Annotated in this window: 20 protein-coding genes; 17 read left to right on the forward strand and 3 right to left on the reverse strand. The window is 60.0% G+C overall.

Annotated elements, in window-relative coordinates; translation table 11 throughout:
* Positions 1-10 precede the first annotated feature (10 nt).
* Both ACSVHP_RS14065 and tusA read right to left on the reverse strand, forming a co-directional pair.
* Positions 11-982: a TRAP transporter substrate-binding protein gene (locus ACSVHP_RS14065; protein WP_234675328.1), complete on the reverse strand. Its 972-nt coding sequence runs from the start codon at positions 980-982 to the stop codon at positions 11-13.
* Between the two features lie 204 nt (positions 983-1,186).
* Positions 1,187-1,429, reverse strand: coding sequence for a sulfurtransferase TusA (tusA, locus tag ACSVHP_RS14070; protein ID WP_234675327.1), 243 nt, complete (start codon positions 1,427-1,429; stop codon positions 1,187-1,189).
* 166 nt (positions 1,430-1,595) lie between these two features.
* On the opposite strand from tusA, the gene ACSVHP_RS14075 reads away from it, so the two are divergent.
* Both ACSVHP_RS14075 and ACSVHP_RS14080 read left to right on the forward strand, forming a co-directional pair.
* Positions 1,596-2,261: a 7-cyano-7-deazaguanine/7-aminomethyl-7-deazaguanine transporter gene (locus ACSVHP_RS14075; RefSeq protein WP_234675326.1), complete on the forward strand. Its 666-nt coding sequence runs from the start codon at positions 1,596-1,598 to the stop codon at positions 2,259-2,261.
* Between the two features lie 72 nt (positions 2,262-2,333).
* On the forward strand, positions 2,334-2,891 hold the full coding sequence (locus ACSVHP_RS14080; RefSeq protein WP_234675325.1) for a DcrB family lipoprotein: 558 nt from the start codon (positions 2,334-2,336) through the stop codon (positions 2,889-2,891).
* Between the two features lie 3 nt (positions 2,892-2,894).
* Here ACSVHP_RS14080 and ACSVHP_RS14085 read toward each other — a convergent pair whose 3' ends face one another.
* The gene (locus tag ACSVHP_RS14085; protein ID WP_447552207.1) at positions 2,895-4,112 is read right to left on the reverse strand and encodes an MFS transporter; all 1,218 of its coding nucleotides are present in this window, start codon (positions 4,110-4,112) and stop codon (positions 2,895-2,897) included.
* Between the two features lie 142 nt (positions 4,113-4,254).
* Between ACSVHP_RS14085 and ACSVHP_RS14090 the strand changes: the two genes are divergently transcribed.
* From ACSVHP_RS14090 to ACSVHP_RS14160, 15 genes are all read left to right on the forward strand, one after another.
* A complete protein-coding gene (locus ACSVHP_RS14090) occupies positions 4,255-5,304 on the forward strand; it encodes an AI-2E family transporter (protein ID WP_234675323.1) in 1,050 nt (349 codons plus the stop codon).
* A gap of 339 nt (positions 5,305-5,643) precedes the next feature.
* Positions 5,644-6,033 (forward strand): hypothetical protein, encoded by a 390-nt coding sequence (locus tag ACSVHP_RS14095; protein ID WP_447552208.1) that lies wholly within the window; start codon positions 5,644-5,646, stop codon positions 6,031-6,033.
* Positions 6,034-6,098: 65 nt separating this feature from the next.
* A complete protein-coding gene (locus ACSVHP_RS14100; RefSeq protein ID WP_234675321.1) occupies positions 6,099-7,163 on the forward strand; it encodes a class I SAM-dependent methyltransferase in 1,065 nt (354 codons plus the stop codon).
* 66 nt (positions 7,164-7,229) lie between these two features.
* The gene (locus tag ACSVHP_RS14105; protein WP_417316438.1) at positions 7,230-7,952 is read left to right on the forward strand and encodes a beta-ketoacyl synthase chain length factor; all 723 of its coding nucleotides are present in this window, start codon (positions 7,230-7,232) and stop codon (positions 7,950-7,952) included.
* A complete protein-coding gene (locus ACSVHP_RS14110) occupies positions 7,931-8,764 on the forward strand; it encodes a lysophospholipid acyltransferase family protein (protein ID WP_447552209.1) in 834 nt (277 codons plus the stop codon). The genes ACSVHP_RS14105 and ACSVHP_RS14110 overlap by 22 nt, the downstream gene beginning before the upstream one ends.
* Positions 8,745-9,002: a phosphopantetheine-binding protein gene (locus ACSVHP_RS14115; protein WP_234675333.1), complete on the forward strand. Its 258-nt coding sequence runs from the start codon at positions 8,745-8,747 to the stop codon at positions 9,000-9,002. Before ACSVHP_RS14110 ends, ACSVHP_RS14115 begins: the two co-directional genes overlap by 20 nt.
* 11 nt (positions 9,003-9,013) lie before the next feature.
* Positions 9,014-9,265 (forward strand): acyl carrier protein, encoded by a 252-nt coding sequence (locus ACSVHP_RS14120; RefSeq protein WP_417316434.1) that lies wholly within the window; start codon positions 9,014-9,016, stop codon positions 9,263-9,265.
* A gap of 6 nt (positions 9,266-9,271) precedes the next feature.
* Complete coding sequence (locus tag ACSVHP_RS14125) at positions 9,272-9,859, forward strand: hypothetical protein (RefSeq protein WP_447552210.1); 588 nt, start codon at positions 9,272-9,274, stop codon at positions 9,857-9,859.
* Positions 9,852-11,210: an AMP-binding protein gene (locus ACSVHP_RS14130; protein WP_447552211.1), complete on the forward strand. Its 1,359-nt coding sequence runs from the start codon at positions 9,852-9,854 to the stop codon at positions 11,208-11,210. The genes ACSVHP_RS14125 and ACSVHP_RS14130 overlap by 8 nt, the downstream gene beginning before the upstream one ends.
* A complete protein-coding gene (locus ACSVHP_RS14135) occupies positions 11,197-11,550 on the forward strand; it encodes an ApeI family dehydratase (RefSeq protein ID WP_447552212.1) in 354 nt (117 codons plus the stop codon). The genes ACSVHP_RS14130 and ACSVHP_RS14135 overlap by 14 nt, the downstream gene beginning before the upstream one ends.
* Positions 11,541-13,232 (forward strand): glycosyltransferase family 2 protein, encoded by a 1,692-nt coding sequence (locus tag ACSVHP_RS14140; RefSeq protein ID WP_447552213.1) that lies wholly within the window; start codon positions 11,541-11,543, stop codon positions 13,230-13,232. The genes ACSVHP_RS14135 and ACSVHP_RS14140 overlap by 10 nt, the downstream gene beginning before the upstream one ends.
* A gap of 3 nt (positions 13,233-13,235) precedes the next feature.
* Positions 13,236-13,658 (forward strand): acyl-CoA thioesterase, encoded by a 423-nt coding sequence (locus ACSVHP_RS14145; protein WP_417316424.1) that lies wholly within the window; start codon positions 13,236-13,238, stop codon positions 13,656-13,658.
* On the forward strand, positions 13,655-14,260 hold the full coding sequence (locus tag ACSVHP_RS14150; protein ID WP_447552214.1) for an outer membrane lipoprotein carrier protein LolA: 606 nt from the start codon (positions 13,655-13,657) through the stop codon (positions 14,258-14,260). The genes ACSVHP_RS14145 and ACSVHP_RS14150 overlap by 4 nt, the downstream gene beginning before the upstream one ends.
* Positions 14,229-16,544, forward strand: coding sequence for an MMPL family transporter (locus tag ACSVHP_RS14155; protein WP_447552215.1), 2,316 nt, complete (start codon positions 14,229-14,231; stop codon positions 16,542-16,544). Before ACSVHP_RS14150 ends, ACSVHP_RS14155 begins: the two co-directional genes overlap by 32 nt.
* Entirely contained in the window at positions 16,541-17,119 is a 579-nt protein-coding gene (locus tag ACSVHP_RS14160) for a DUF3261 domain-containing protein (protein ID WP_447552216.1), read from the forward strand. Before ACSVHP_RS14155 ends, ACSVHP_RS14160 begins: the two co-directional genes overlap by 4 nt.

A 17,119-nucleotide genomic window follows, 5' to 3' on the forward strand; every position in this document is an offset into this window, starting at 1 on the left:
GTACTCCGGCTTACTGGACGTCAGCGATGGCTTTCATCAGATCCTGATGCTTGTCGCCATACTGCGCGCGCACCGGCTCTGTGGCTTTGATAAACACCGTTTTGTCGATCTCGTGGAACTGCACGCCACCCGCTTTCATCTTCTCCAGCGCGTCAGCGTTGTAGGCATTCCACAGCTTGCGCTGCTCAAACTGCGCTTCGCGCGCCAGGGTCAGCACTTTCTGCTGCTCGTCCGCGCTCAGCTTGTCCCATTTCACTTTCGAGTAGAGCAGCATTTCCGGGGTGATGAAGTGGCCGCTCAGGGTGTAGTTTTTGGCGACCGGCATGTAGTTGTGGGCGATAAAGGTCGGCGGATTGTTCTCCGCGCCGTCAATTACGCCGGTCTGCATCCCGCTGTAGACCTCGCTGACGCCCATCGCCACCGAGTTGGCGCCCATGTCCTTCAGCGTGGCGAGCGCCACCGGGCTACCCTGCACGCGGATTTTTTTGCCCTTGAGATCGTCTGGCTTAACGATAGGTTCTTTGGTGATCAGGTTGCGCGTGCCGGAGTCCATCCAGCCGAGGAACACCAGCTTCGATTTCGGGTTGGCGGTGAGCTTGTCGCCGATCTGCTTGCCGATGTCGCCGTCGATCACCTTATGCATGTGGTCTTCATCGCGGAAGACGTACGGCAGCGTGAAGACTTCGATATCTGGCAGGATTGCCGCGACGGGCGCCATGGAAACGCGGATCATGTCGATCGCGCCCATCTGGGCCTGCTCGATCATCTGCTTTTCGTCACCGAGCACGCCGCCGGGGAAGACCTTGATCTCCAGCTTGCCGTCGGTTTGTTGTTTGAGCTTTTCACCCATGTGCTGCACCGCCACCACGTTCGGGTAGCCTTCAGGATGCACATCGGCAGCTTTAATGGTTTGCGCAGAAACGGTGCAGGCGAAAGCAGACAGACACAGAGCGGCCAGTAACGGCTTGAGGGTCGTTTTCATCGAGTCAACTCCAGGGTAGTGAGGTAAGCGTTAAAACGGTGTTTTATTTTTGTACGCTTAAAAACTAGACTACGGCTGGAAAAGCGAGGGTGAAGCGCCTCACAAAAAACGCGAATTTTTGAAACGATGGTTTGAAACTGTGATGGGATCGGTTATCTCCCTCTCCCAGTGGGAGAGGGCCGGGGTGAGGGCGTCAGGCCGCACTCACCCCTTACGAATTAAATACTGATACGGCAGCGCGTCCGTGGCCTGCGCCACCAGCTCGTGCTCCATAAAGGTACAAAATCCGGGAATATCGCGGGTGGTCGCCGGATCGTCGGCGATGATGAGCAGCGTTTCGCCGGTCTGCATGTTACGCACGGTTTTGCGCACCATCATCACCGGCTCCGGGCAGCGGAGGCCCTGGGCATCAAGGGTGTGGTCTGGGCTGGAAAACAGGTCGGTCATTTTCTTCTCGATGAAATTAAAACGGCTGTAGTTTACGCCGCGCGCAGGGCATTGCAAACCAGGTTAACGATTGCGCGAAAATTAGCCATTGCAAAGCATAATGAAAGCAGTATGATGCAGCCGTTTTATTGGGTTCCCTCACCCCAACTTATAAAAAGGTCACAATATGACGCAGTTCTCTCAATCGCAGCGCGTAAAAGCGTTGTTCTGGCTATCGCTATTTCATCTGCTGGTGATCACCTCCAGCAACTATCTGGTGCAGCTCCCGATCTCGGTGTTGGGTTTCCATACCACCTGGGGCGCGTTCAGTTTCCCGTTTATTTTCCTCGCCACCGATCTGACCGTGCGTATTTTCGGCGCACCGCTGGCGCGACGGATAATCTTCGCGGTGATGCTCCCGGCGCTGTTCATCTCCTACGTCATCTCTTCCCTGTTCTACATGGGAAGCTGGCAGGGCTTTGAGGCGCTGACGCACTTCAACCTGTTCGTGGCGCGTATCGCCGCCGCCAGCTTTATGGCCTACGCCCTGGGGCAGATCCTCGACGTTCACGTCTTTAACCGCCTGCGCCAGAACCACCGCTGGTGGATGGCGCCGACCGCCTCCACGCTGTTTGGTAACGTGAGCGACACCCTGGCCTTCTTCTTTATCGCCTTCTGGCGCAGTCCGGACGCCTTTATGGCGCAGCACTGGATGGAGATCGCACTGGTGGACTACTGCTTCAAGGTGCTTATCAGCATTGTCTTCTTCCTGCCGATGTACGGCGTGTTGCTGAATATGCTGTTGAAAAGGCTGGCAGATAAATCTGAAATCTCCGCATTGCAGGCAGGTTAAAGGTTCGCTTTAACAGTTGTGATAAGATGCTTAGATGAGCCGTTATGGCCGTTTATCGAAAGGATGAAGTCAATGCGCAATCTGGTTAAATATGTCGGGATTGGCCTGCTGGTTGTGGGTCTTGCCGCCTGTGATAACAGCGACACGAAAGCACCTGCTCAGGCCGCATCAGCAGAAAGTAACGCCACCGGGCAGCCGGTCACCCTTCTGGATGGCAAACTGAGTTTCGCCCTGCCCGCAGACATGACCGATCAGAGCGGTAAGCTGGGCACCCAGGCGAACAACATGCACGTTTACTCCGACGCAACCGGGCAGAAAGCGGTGATTGTGATTGTGGGCGACGACACCAGCGAAGATCTGGCCGTGCTGTCCAAACGTCTTGAAGATCAGCAGCGCAGCCGCGATCCGCAGTTGCAGGTGGTGACCAACAAGTCCATCGACCTGAAGGGCCACACCATGCAGCAGCTCGACAGCATTATTTCGGCAAAAGGCCAGACCGCCTACTCCTCCGTGGTGCTGGGCAAGGTCGACAATAAACTGCTGACCATGCAGATCACCCTCCCAGCAGACGATCAGCAGAAAGCGCAGACCGCCGCTGAAAACATCATTAATACCATCGTGATCAAGTAACGCTTACGATGTTGAAGAGGCCTCCGGGGCGTGCTCCGGGGGCCTTTTTTTTAGCCGCCACGTCAGCAGCAGCGCCACCGCCACCAGCCCCGCCGCCGCAAGATAAATCACCGGCACACCCGCCCACGCCATCACCAGCCCGGCCAGCGGCCCGGTAATGCCGAGCGACATATCCATAAACACCGTATAGGTTGCCAGCGCCGACCCCTGGTTTTGCTGCGGCACGGCCTTCACCGCCACCACTCCCAGCGCCGGGAAGACCAGCGAGAAGCCCGCGCCCGCGAGGAAGACGCCAATTTTGGCCATCCACGGTTCGGTGGCGACGCCGGTCAGCAGCAGCCCGACAATCTCCACGCTAAAGCAGATCATCGCCACGTTCAGCCCGCCGAGGCGGTTGATGCCGTTCGGGAACAGCAGCCGCGCGCCGACAAAGGCGCAGCTAAAGAGGGTTAAGGCAAAGGCCGCGCCGTCCCAGCCTTTGGCGTCATAAAACAGGGTGATAAAGGTGGCGATCACGCCAAACCCCGCCGACGCGAGCGCCAGCGCCATGCCGTACGGCCAGACTCGCCCGAGCACGGCGCGAAACGGCAGCGGTTTGCCTTTGCTGGCCTTGACCTTCGGGCGCGGCAGCGCCATCACAATCGCCAGCAGCGCCACCACCATAATGGTGATAGCCAGGCCGTACAGCCCGCCCCAGGCGTAACAGACCACGCCGAGCGGCGCGCCAATCGCCATCGCGCCGTAGGTGACGATGCCGTTCCAGGAGATCACCCTGCCGATATGGGGTGCGCCCACCACGCCAACGCCCCACAGGGTAGAGCCGGTTCCGGCGAGGCTCTGACCGATACCCAAAATCACGCGCCCCAGACACAGCAGCGCGAGGCTTAAGAGCGGCCACTGGCTGGTGGACGCCGCCAGAAAATAGCTCAGGCCGCTCAGGAAGCAGCCGCACAGGCCGACGACCACAATGCTTTTTGGCCCGAAGAGATCGGCATAGCGCCCCGAATGCGGGCGGCTCATCAGCGTGGCGAAATATTGCAGGCTAATCACCAGCCCTGCCCAGAAGGCGCTAAAGCCCATCACGTCATGGACATAGCCCGGCAGAACGGCGAGCGGCAGGCCAATGGTCAGGTAGCTGGCGAAGTTAAAAATAACGACGGAAACGATGCGCAGATTAAGACGTAATCCGCTGAGTGCCGGTTCGGCGGCCGGTTCGGGCATGGGTTTTACCTGGATTTTTACAACAGTGTTTCACTATTACCACGACGGGATAAGAAAATCAGCAGCGACTTTCAGAGTAACCCCCCAGGCGAAGGGGATACTTCGCACTACACTTATCTGGCCCCCCGAAAAAGGAATTCGTATGACAACCGGTCAGCCTGATAAAGCAGGACTTCACATTTTACTTAAACTCGCCTGTCTGGTGGTTATCCTCGCAGGCATCCACGCCGCCGCCGACATCATCGTCCAGCTTCTGCTGGCGCTCTTTTTTGCCATCGTGCTCAACCCGCTCGTCACCTGGTTTTTACGCCGGGGAGTGAAACGTCCGGTCGCCATTACCATTGTGGTCATCGTGATGCTGATCGTGCTGACCGCCCTGTTCGGCGTGCTGGCGGCGTCGCTGAGCGAGTTCTCGACCATGCTGCCGCAGTACAATAAAGAGCTGACGCGCAAGCTTGTCGATCTCCAGCGCATGATGCCGTTCGTTAACCTGCACATCTCGCCGGAGCGGATGCTGCGCCGGATGGATTCCGAGAAGGTGATGACCTACGCCACCACGCTGATGACCGGGCTTTCCGGTGCGATGGCCAGCATTTTGCTGCTGGTAATGACGGTGGTGTTTATGCTGTTTGAGGTTCGCCACGTTCCCTACAAGCTGCGCTTTGCGCTGAACAATCCGCAAATTCACATCGCCGGGCTGCACCGCGCGCTGAAGGGCGTGTCCAAGTATCTGGCGCTGAAAACCCTTCTGAGCCTGTGGACCGGAGTGATTGTCTGGCTGGGGCTGGTGCTGCTCGACGTGCAGTTTGCGCTGATGTGGGGCGTGCTGGCGTTTCTGCTGAACTACGTGCCGAATATCGGCGCGGTGCTCTCCGCCGTTCCGCCGATGATTCAGGCCTTCCTGTTTAACGGGTTCTATGAATGTATGCTGGTGGGGGCGCTGTTCCTCGTCGTGCATATGGTGCTCGGCAATATTCTTGAGCCGCGCATGATGGGCCACCGTCTGGGGATGTCGACGCTGGTGGTGTTTCTGTCGTTGCTGGTCTGGGGATGGCTGCTCGGTCCGGTGGGAATGCTGCTCTCGGTGCCGCTCACCAGCGTATGTAAGATCTGGATGGAGACCACCAAAGGCGGCAGCAAGCTGGCGATTCTGCTGGGGCCAGGGCGACCCAAAAGCCGATTGCCGGGGTAGTAAACCTATTACTATCCGTAGGTTAATTCTGTTCCATCCCGTTTTACGTCAGCGCTGCCATATATTATGGCGGCGCTTTTTATTATTTACGTCGTAGAATATTTCACGGCTAAGTAATTTTTTTATTTAATTAAATCAGAGAAATAAACCAGACGCGCTATAAATTATAAATCCACCCGCTGAAAATTTTATTTTCATGATATTATGCCGCGCCTTCACTGCTAATAAATGTATACATTCATATTCTAAGAAAATATACGGACGGCGAGTAATCATTCTCGCTGATGATATTATCGTGAGGCGTTCAGTTTACTTGTTTTAATTGATAGGGAGTTGTTGATGAAAAAGGTTATTAAAGGGTTCGCGGCTGTTGCCGTTATCTTTGCGCTGGCAGGCTGCGCGCGCACTGCCCCCATTGCACAAATTCACGCGACCGTCAGCAGCGGTCACAGCGCTGAACAGGTGAAAATCGCCATTCTGAAAGCAGGCCAGAAGCGCGACTGGATCATGTCTGAAGCCGGCCCTGGCATGATTAAAGGCCGTTTGCAGGCGCGCGATCACGCCGTTGAGGTGCGTATTCCTTATTCAGCAACCGGCTATTCCATTAATTATGACAGCAGCAAAAACCTGAAAGCCAGCAACGGCAAAATTCATAAAAGCTATAACCGCTGGGTGCATAATCTCGACCACGATATTCAGCTGAATCTCTCAGCGGGTGCCGCGCTGTAATGTAAACATGTCGGGCCGCAAACGGCCCGACTGCCTTGTTATCTTCCCCTACAGGTTTTGCAAGAATGTACGAAAAGGACACCCTCAGCGCGCTGGATGCCATCACCGAAGCGCAACGCATCGCTTTTGCCCCGATGCTGTTTCAAACCGCGCTTTGCCTGCGAAATTCAGGGGTGCTGAGCTGGCTTGATAAACGGGGAAAGCAGGGTTCAGACCTGGAAGAAATTACCGAACACAGTACGCTAAACGAATATGGCGTGAGCCTGCTGCTGGATATGGGATTAAGCGGCCGAATAGTGACCCATAAAGCGGGACGCTATTACCTCGCGAAGGTGGGACATTTCCTGCTGCATGACACCATGACCCGCGTAAATATGGATTTCACCCACGACGTTTGTTATCAGGGATTATTCCATCTGTCCGATGCCCTTAAAGAAGAAAAGCCTTCCGGATTACGCGTTTTTGGCAACTGGCCGACCATTTATCCTGCTTTATCGCAATTGCCTGAAAGAGCAAAAGAGAGCTGGTTCGCTTTTGACCATTACTATTCCGACGCGGCATTCGACGCCGCGCTGCCACATATATTCGCTACCGGGCCGACAAAATTGTACGATGTGGGCGGCAATACGGGGAAGTGGGCGCTACGCTGCTGTCGATATAATGAGAATGTCGCGGTCACTCTCCTTGATTTGCCAGAACAAATTGCGCTTGCGACGAAAAATATCGCAAATGAAGGTTTTTCTCATCGCATTGGGTTCTATCCAGTCGATATGCTTAGCACCGCGGCCCTGCCGGGTGAAGCCGATATCTGGTGGATGAGCCAGTTCCTGGACTGTTTTTCTCCGGAGCAGATCGTCGCCATGTTGACCCGCGTTGCGCAGGTCATGAAGCCCGGCGCACGGCTGTGCATCATGGAGCTTTTCTGGGATGCCCAGAAATTTGAAGCGGCCGCCTTTAGCCTGAACGCCACGTCACTGTATTTCACCTGCATGGCGAACGGGAACAGCCGTTTCTACAGCGTAGAGAAGTTTTATCACTACCTGGAGCAGGCCGGTTTTCGCGTCGAGCAACGGCTGGACAATCTCGGGGTAGGTCATACCTTATTGATTTGCCATAAAAATGAACAATAAAGCAGGTTAACTGCTGCGGCGGGTTCGCTCGCCACGGGAACACGGGTTTATCGCGGACGCGCGCAGATGAAATTTACACTAAACATTATCGACTGGCAGGCCAGCGCGCCTGGCCTTAGCAATGCCGACGCGTGGCAGGCATGGTCACGTCAGTCGTTGAGTATCGATCCCGCCGCGCCGCTGGCGAAACTGACCGAACTGCCGATGATGACCGCCCGACGCCTTAACTCGGGCAGCAAGCTGGCGGTGGATATCGGCCTGTCGATGTTGCGCAAGCACAGCATTGACGCGGTGGTCTATTGCAGCCGCCACGGCGAGCTGGAGCGCAATTACCGCATTCTGCACGCGCTGGCGACGGAACAGCCCGTTTCCCCGACGGACTTCGCCATGTCCGTGCATAACTCTGCGGTAGGCAACCTCACCATTACCGCCCGTCAGCCGATTGTCTCGTCGTCGGTATCCGCCGGGCTGGATACCTTCCAGCAGGGGTTATGCGAAGTGCTGAGCCTGCTCCACGCCGGCTATACCCGCATTTTACTGGTCGATTTTGACGGCACCCTGCCCGCGTTTTATCACGCGGCGCTTCCCCCGCAGATGCCCACCTGGCCGTTCGCGCTGGGGCTGGTGATTGAAGCCGGTGACGCGCTGGCCTGCGAAACGCAGCGCGGCAGCGACGGCACCGAGCCCGCACTGCCGCAAAGCCTGCTGTTCCTGCAACAGTATCTTCGCGACGCGCCGCAGTTTACGGTGCCGGGCGAACGTTTGTTATGGCGGTGGACGCGTCAATGAGCCAGATACTCTCGCGCGCCGGCTGGCTGTGGCGTCTTCTCATGACCGGGCTGTGCTTTGCGCTCTTTGGCGCAGGTGGGCTGCTGCTGTCGCTGGTCTGGTTTAACCTGCTGCTGATTTTCCAGCGCGACCGCGTAAAGCGCCGCACCCTGGCGCGCCGGAGCATTTCCGCCAGCTTCCGCCTCTTTTTGACCATCGCCCGCGGTATCGGCGTGCTGGATTATCGCATCCAGAATCTGGAAGCGCTGCGCGCCGACAAAGGCTGTCTGGTGGTGGCGAACCATCCCACGCTGATTGATTACGTGCTGCTGGCCTCGGTGATGCCGGAGACCGACTGTCTGGTGAAAAGCGCCCTGCTGCGCAACCCGTTCGTCAGCGGCGTGATCCGCGCGGCGGATTACCTGATTAACCGCGACGCCGACACCCTGCTCAACGCCAGCCAGCAGCGTCTGGCGCAGGGCGAGACCCTGCTTATCTTCCCGGAAGGCACCCGCACCCGCGTGGGTGAGGCGATCTCCCTGCAACGCGGCGCGGCCAATATCGCCGTGCGCTGCCAGCGCGATCTGCGCGTCGTGCTTATCCATTGCAGCGAACATCTGCTGGATAAACAGAGCCGCTGGTATGACATACCGCCAAATAAACCGCTTTTCACCGTGGAGGTTTGCGATCGCGTGAACATCCACGATTTTTACGATGCGAGCCAACAAGAACCAGCGCTGGCCGCGCGGCAGCTTAACCGGCATTTGCAGCATCGATTAACATCAGGCCTTCACTCTTTGTCAGGAATTAATGATGCAAGCGCTTTATCTTGAAATTAAGGATCTCATCATCTCAACGCTCAATCTGGACGAGCTGACCCCGGAGGATATCGATACCGATGCCGCCCTGTTCGGCGACGGGCTGGGGCTGGACTCCATCGATGCTCTGGAACTGGGTCTGGCCGTGAAAAACCAGTACGGTGTCGTGCTGTCTGCTGAAAGTGAAGAGATGCGTCAGCACTTCTTTTCCGTCGCCACGCTGGCCTCGTTTATCCATACCCAACGCGCTTGAGAGGCGATCCCATGACCGAAAAAGAAACCATCTATCAGGAAGTCGCGGCACTTCTTAGCTCACTGTTTGAACTCGATCCAGAGGACATCACGCCCGAGGCGCGCCTGTATGAAGATCTGGAACTCGACAGCATTGATGCCGTCGACATGGTTGTTCACCTGCAAAAGAAAACGGGTAAGAAAATCACGCCAGAGACCTTCAAATCGGTCCGCACCGTTCAGGACGTGGTGGACGCCGTTGAACAGCTGCTGCACGACGAGTAATGCCTTGTGCGCGGTGGACGCTCTTTCCCGGTAATCCCGCTTTTGACGGGGCTGATGCTGCTGGCCTGGCCGTTTCTGGTCTGGTTTGGCCTCGCGCACAACGGCCTGCACTGGCTGCTGCCGCTGATGGCGCTGGTATTGCTGCTCCGTCTGCGTCAGGCGCGGCGTCACGCCGGGCCGATGCGCTACGTGATCCAGAGCGTCGCGCTGGCGGGCATTGCGCTCTGCACCGCAAGCTACGTGCTGAAAGCCCACCAGTGGCTGCTGCTCTACCCGGTGGTGGTGAACCTCGTGATGCTGGCCGTGTTTGGCGGTTCGCTGTGGACCGCGATGCCGCTGGTGGAGCGGCTGGCGCGCCTGCGTGACCCCGATTTACCGCCTGCCGGGGTGGCTTACACCCGCCGGGTAACCCAGGTGTGGTGCGGCTTTTTCATCGGCAACGGCGCGATGGCGCTGTTTACCGTACTGCACGCCGACGTGCGGCTGTGGACGTTATGGAACGGGATGGTGTCTTACCTCCTGATGGGCACGCTGATGGCGACCGAGTGGCTGGTGCGCCAGCGGGTAATAAATAAAGAGAAGCACAATGCATAGCCCCCTCCCCTTAAACCAGTGGTTAAACGCGCCGCGGCCTGACGATACGCCGGTTGCCTGGCTGGACGACCACACCTGGACGCTCGGCGAGCTGCGCCATGACGTGACGCAGCTGGTCAACGTCCTGCGTCAGCGGGAGGGCGAACGCTGGGCGCTGTGCTTTGAAAACAGCTATCTGTTTATTGTTGCCCTGCTTGCCGCGCTCCACGCGGGTAAAACCCCGGTGATCCCCGGCCACTGCCGCGTATCGCTGCTGGACGAGCAGCAGTCGCTGTTCAGCGGCGTATTAAGCGATCGCACGCTTGGATTCGCGGGCACGCAGATTGTGGTGGCCTCCGCGTACCGGACCGGCCCGTTTACGCCGCTGCCCGACATCGACGGCTCGCGCTACGTCGAGCTGTTTACCTCTGGTTCCACGGGCACGCCGCGCCGGGTGGTGAAACACATCATTAGCCTTGAGCGTGAGGCCCGCCTGCTCGCCGCGCGTTTCGGCGATCGCCTGAAGGACTGCGCGGTGGTGGCCTCGGTTGTGCCGCAGCATATGTACGGCCTGACGTTTCGCATCTTTTTGCCGATGTCCTTCGGACTTATGCTGCACGCCGCGATGCTCTATTACGCCGAACAGCTGGCGGCGCTGGCGCATGACAGGCGTTATCTGTTCGTCAGCAGCCCGGCCTTTTTAAAACGGCTGGATACCGATCTCACGCCGCCGTCCGTTGCCGTGCTGATCTCCGCCGGGGGAATGCTGCCGTGGGACGATGTGACCGCCACCCACGCCTGGCTGCGGATCTGGCCCGATGAAATTTACGGCAGCACCGAAACCGGGATCATGGCCTGGCGCCACCGCGAGCAGGATGACCTGCCCTGGCAGCCGTTCCCCGACGTAGCGTTTCGCACGCAGGAAGATGCCCTGTGGGCCACCTCGCCGCTCATTCACGAAGCGGACGGGCTGCCGCTGGACGACATTTTGCATTTTGACCCGGACGGGCGGTTTCGCATCGTCGGTCGCCGCGGACGGGTCGTTAAAATCGAAGAGAAGCGCATTTCGCTGACCGAAATCGAGCGCCGCCTGCTGGAGCTGGACGGCATTTGCGATGCCGCCGCCCTGCCGATGTCGCGCGGGGGCCGTCAGGGCATTGGCGCGCTGCTGGTGCTGAACGACGAGGCCCGCGAGCGCTGGCAGCAGCAGGGTAAAAAGGCGCAGGAGTTTGCCTGGCGCCGCGCCCTGCTGCCGTGGCTGGAGCCGGTGGCCGTGCCGCGCTACTGGCGCATCATCGATGAAATCCCGGTTAACAGTATGAACAAGCGTGTCTATGCGCAGCTACAGGAGCTATTTCATGAAAATTCATGAACTTACGCGCCATAAGGCACGTCCAGAAAGCCTTGAGGTGGTGATCTACCTCGACCCGTCCCTGTTCTGGTTTAAAGGCCATTTCGCCGTGCAGCCCCTGCTGCCGGGCGTAGCCCAGCTGGAGTGGGTGATGCACTACGCCACCCGCGTGCTGGCGCCGGGCTTTCGCTTTCACAGCCTTCAGAACGTGAAGTTTCAGGCGCCTCTGCTGCCTGAAAACACCGTCACCCTGAGCCTGACGTGGAATGCCGAACGCGCGACGCTCGGCTTTACCTTCCAGCGTCACGCCGGGGATGAACGCCACACCGCCAGCAGCGGGAAGATCCGTTTATGTCAGTAACCTTCCGTCCCTGCGTGCTCATTCCGTGCTACAACCACGGCGCGATGATGGCGAAGGTGCTCGCGCGCCTGGCCCCGTTTGGACTGCCCTGTCTGGTGGTGGACGACGGCAGCGATGACCGCACCCGTCAGGAACTTGAACGGCTGGCGGCAGAACAGCCGCAGGTGACGCTCATCCGCCTGGCGCAAAACGCCGGGAAAGGGGCTGCGGTGATAAACGGCCTGGAAGCCTGTTCCCGCGCGGGCTACACCCACGCCGTGCAGGTGGACGCCGACGGCCAGCACGCTATCGAAGATATTACGAAGATGCTGGCGCTCGCCGAACGCCACCCGGACGCGCTCATCTCCGGCCAGCCTATCTATGACGACTCCATTCCGCGCTCGCGCCTGTACGGACGCTGGATCACCCACGTCTGGGTGTGGATCGAAACCCTCTCTTTGCAGCTGAAAGACAGCATGTGCGGCTTTCGCGTCTATCCGGTGGCGCCCACGCTGCGCCTGGCGGCACGCGCGCCGCTCGGCAAGCGGATGGATTTTGATACCGAAGTGATGGTGCGCCTCTACTGGCAGGGCCATACCAGCTATTTTCTGCCGACCCGCGTCACCTATCCGCTGGACGGGCTGTCCCACTTCGACGCGCTGAAGGACAACGTGCGGATCTCGCTGATGCACACCCGCCTGTTCTTCGGCATGTTGCCGCGCATCCCTTCGCTGCTTTTCCGCCGCCGCGCGCGGCACTGGGCAAAGCAGGAAGAGGTCAAAGGGCTGTGGGGAATGCGCCTGATGCTGCGCGTCTGGCAGCTGCTCGGGCGCAACGCCTTTACCGCGCTGCTGTGGCCGGTGATTGGCGTCTACTGGCTCACCGCCCGCCCGGCGCGACGGGCTTCGCAGCAGTGGATAGCCCGCGTGAAGCAGCAGCTCGCGCAGCGGCAGATGCCCGTTCCGGCGCGGCTGAACAGCTTTTTCCACTTTATGCGCTTTGGCAACGCGATGCTCGATAAGGTCGCGGGCTGGCGCGGAGAGCTTAAGCTCAATCGCGACGTGGTGTTTGCCCCCGGCGCGCGCGAGGCGTTAGATCTCGATGCCCCGCAGGGCAAGCTGCTGCTGGCGTCGCATCTGGGCGACGTGGAGGCCTGTCGGGCGCTGGCGCAGCTTGACGGCAGCAAGGCGATTACCGCGCTGGTCTTTAACGACAACGCGCAGCGCTTTAAGCAAATCATGCAGGAGATGGCCCCGGAAGCGGGCGTGAACCTGATGTCCGTCACCGATATCGGCCCGGAAACCGCCATCGCCATTCAGCAGAAGCTGGATCGCGGCGAGTGGGTGGCGATCGTCGGGGATCGCATCGCCGTGACCCCGCAGCGCGGCGGCGACTGGCGCGTGACCTGGAGCGAGTTTATGGGCCAGCCCGCGCCGTTCCCGCAGGGGCCGTTTATTCTGGCGTCGATTCTGCGCTGTCCGGTGGTGTTGATTTACGCCCTGCGCCAGCACGACGCGCTGACAATCCACTGCGAGCCGTTTGCCGATCCGCTGCTGCTTCCGCGCGGTGAACGCCAGCAGGCGCTACAGCAGGCGGTCGATCGCTACGCGCAGCGCCTTGAGCATTACGCATTGCAGTCGCCGCTCGACTGGTTCAATTTTTTCGATTTCTGGCAGCTGCCGGATGCCAAAGAGAAGGAGTAAAGGGTGCTGACCGATCCCCGCTTTACGACCGAAGTAGAGATCACCGTTCCGTTCCACGACGTCGATATGATGGGCGTGGTCTGGCACGGCAACTATTTCCGCTATTTTGAGATCGCCCGCGAGGCGCTGCTCAACCAGTTTAACTACGGCTATCGCCAGATGAAGGCCTCCGGCTACGTCTGGCCGGTAGTCGATACCCGGGTGAAATACCGCGATGCGGTGACCTTCGAACAGCGCATCCGCGTGCGGGCGAACATCGACGAGTTCGAGAACCGCCTGCGCATCAACTATCAGATTTTCGATGCGGAAACCGGCAAACGCACCACCACTGGCTACACCATTCAGGTGGCGGTGGACGAGGCGACGCGCGAAATGTGCTTCGTCAGCCCGGCCATTCTGTTTGAACGTATGGGAGTGACGCCATGAAATGGTTGCCACTGCTGGCCCTGCTGGCCAGCCCGCTGGTCGGCGCCGTGACGCTCGACGAACTGCAACAGCGCTTTACGCAGCAGCCCGTGGTGCGCGCGCACTTTGAACAGACGCGCACCATTAAGGATCTGCCCCAGCCGCTGCGCTCTCAGGGCGAGATGCTGATCGCCCGGGACAACGGCCTGCTGTGGGATCAGAAAGCCCCCTTCCCGATGACCCTGCTGCTGGATGACAAACGGATGGTGCAGGTCATTAACGGCCAGCCGCCGCAGACCATCACCGCCGAGAACAACCCGCAGATGTTCCAGTTTAACCATCTGCTGCGCGCCCTGTTCCAGGCCGACCGCAGGGTGCTGGAAGAGAACTTCCGCATCGATTTTAAAGACCTCGGTGAAGGCCGCTGGTCGCTGGTGTTAACTCCGACCACCACGCCGCTGGACAAGATTTTCGCCACCCTCGATCTGGGCGGGGCGACCTATCTGGAATCCATTCGCCTGAACGACAAGCAGGGCGACCGTACCGATATCGCCCTTTCCCGCCACCAGCTGACGCCCGCCCGCCTGACCGATGACGAACACCAACGCTTTGCCGCACCGTAACGGCCTGCGCCCGGCGCTGCTGTGGGCCACGGCCTGCCTGATCCTCGCAGGCGTGCTGCTCGCGCTGCTGCCCGGCGCGCGGCTCAACAGCAGCGTGCTCGCCATGCTGCCCAAGCAGACGCTGGGGGCGATCCCGCCTGCGCTCAACGACGGCTTTATGCAGCGCCTCGACCGCCAGCTGGTGTGGCTGGTCAGCCCCGGTAAAGAGCCGGATCCGCGCGTGGCGCAGGCGTGGCTTGATCTGCTGCAAAACAGCGCCGCGCTCAGCGAGGTAAAAGGCCCGATGGACGCCGCCGGGCAAAAGGCCTGGGGCGAATTTTTCTGGCAGCACCGCAACGCCCTGATCGACCCGGCCACGCGCGCCCGCCTGCAAAACGGCGGTGAGGCGCAGGCCCAGTGGATTTTGTCCCAGCTTTACTCCGCCTTTTCCGGGGTGAGCGGTAAAGAGCTGCAAAACGATCCGCTGATGCTGATGCGCGGCGCGCAGCTCGCGCTGGCGCAAAACGGCCAGAAGCTGCGGCTGATGGACGGCTGGCTGGTCGCTCAGGACGAGGCCGGGAACTACTGGTATCTGCTGCACGGCGAACTGGTTGGTTCCTCGTTTGATATGCAGCAAACCCACAGGCTGGTGACCACCCTGAACGACCTGAAGGGCAAACTTCAGAGCCGTTTCCCGCAGGCGCAGCTGCTGTCGCGCGGGACGGTGTTCTACAGCGACTACGCCAGCCAGCAGGCCAAACGGGATGTCTCAACGCTCGGCGTGGCGACCGTTCTGGGGGTGATCCTGCTGATTGTGGCGGTGTTCCGCTCCCTGCGTCCGCTGCTGCTGTGCCTGCTCTCCATCGCCATCGGCGCGCTGGCGGGAACGGTGGCGACGCTGCTGCTGTTTGGCGAGCTGCACCTGATGACGCTGGTGATGAGCATGAGCATCATCGGCATTTCGGCGGACTATACGCTTTACTACCTGACCGAGCGGATGGTTCACGGCGCGGAGCATTCGCCGTGGCAGAGCCTGGCAAAAGTGCGTAACGCCCTGCTGCTGGCGCTGCTGACCACCGTGGCGGCCTACCTGATTATGATGCTGGCCCCCTTCCCCGGCATTCGCCAGATGGCGGTGTTCGCCGCCGCCGGACTTAGCGCCTCGTGCCTGACGGTCATATTCTGGCATCCGTGGCTGTGCCGGGGTCTGCCGGTGCGCCCGGTTCCGGCGATGGTATGGATGCTGCGCTGGCTCGCCGCCTGGCGACGCCAAAAATCGCTCTATATTGGCCTGCCCCTCGCGCTGGCGCTGGTCTCCATCGTGGGGATCGCCACGCTTAAGGTGGATGACGACATCGCCCAGCTTCAGGCGCTACCGCAGGATCTGCTGGCGCAGGAGAAGACCATCACCGCCCTGACCGGCCAAAGCGTGGATCAGAAATGGTTTGTGGTGTACGGCAAAACGGCGCAGCAAACCCTGGAGCGGCTCGAAGCCTTTACCCCGGCGCTGGCGCAGGCGCAAAAGGCGGGCGAGCTGTCCCGCTGGCGCACGCTTCCGCTGAATTCGCTGGCGCGGCAGCACGCCGATCTGGCGCTGCTTTACCACGCCACCCCGGCGGTGGCGAAGGTGCTGCAAAACGCCGGGCTGAGTACCGTGTCGCCGGATCTGAACCCTATGCCGGTAAGCGTCGAGGCGTGGCTTGCCAGCCCGGCCAGCGAAGGCTGGCGCCTGCTGTGGCTGACCCTGCCTGACGGTCAAAGCGGCGTGCTGGTGCCGGTGGACGGCGTGAAAAACAGCGCGGCGCTCGGCGCGCTGGCGGCAACCCAGCAGGGCGTGGTGTGGGTCGATCGCAAAGCCAGCTTCGACGGCCTGTTCTCGCTCTATCGCACCCTGCTCACCGGGCTGCTGCTGGTGGCGCTGGCGGTGATTGCCTGCGGTGCGATGGTGCGTCTTGGCTGGCGCAAGGGGCTGATTAGCCTGGTGCCGTCGGTGCTGTCGCTCGGCTGCGGTCTGGCGCTGACCGGGCATCCGGTGAACCTGTTCTCGCTGCTGGCGCTGGTGCTGGTGCTCGGGATCGGCATTAACTACACGCTGTTTTTCAGCAACCCGCGCGGCACGCCGCTCACCTCCATGCTCGCCATCACCCTTGCGATGATGACCACGCTGCTGACGCTCGGGATGCTGGTGTTCAGCGCCACGCAGGCCATCAGCAGCTTTGGCATTGTGCTGGTGAGCGGCATTTTCACCGCCTTCCTGCTCGCCCCGCTGGCGATGCCGTCTAAAAAAGAGAGAAAACGAAGATGACCCCCTTCTTCCGTGCGGCGGCGCTGATTGCCGCCCTGCTGCTGGCGGGCTGTAGCCATTCAACGAATAGCGACAGCGCCCGTCCGCAGGCCTGGCTTCAGCCGGGCACCAAAGTGACGCTCCCGCCGCCGGGTATTACTCCGGCGGTCAGCTCACAGCAGCTATTAACCGGGCGCTTTAACGGCAAAACCCAGTCGCTGCTGGTGATGCTCAACGCCGATGAGCGCAGGCTGACGCTCGCCGGGCTATCCTCAGTGGGTATTCGTCTGTTCCTCGCCACCTACGACGCGACCGGTATTCACACCGAGCAGTCGATCGTGGTGCCACAGCTTCCGCCCGCCAGCCAGGTGCTGGCCGACGTGATGCTGAGCCACTGGCCCATCAGCGCCTGGCAGCCGCAGCTGCCGAAGGGCTGGACGCTCAAAGATATCGGCGACCGCCGCGAGCTGCGTAACGCCAGCGGCAGGCTGGTGACCGAGATTGTCTATCTGCAACGCAAGGGCAAACGCGAGCCGATTAGCATTGAGCAGCACGTCTTTAACTACCACATCACCATTCAATATCTGGGTGACTGA

This window comes from Enterobacter sp. 186315 (assembly GCF_053290175.1).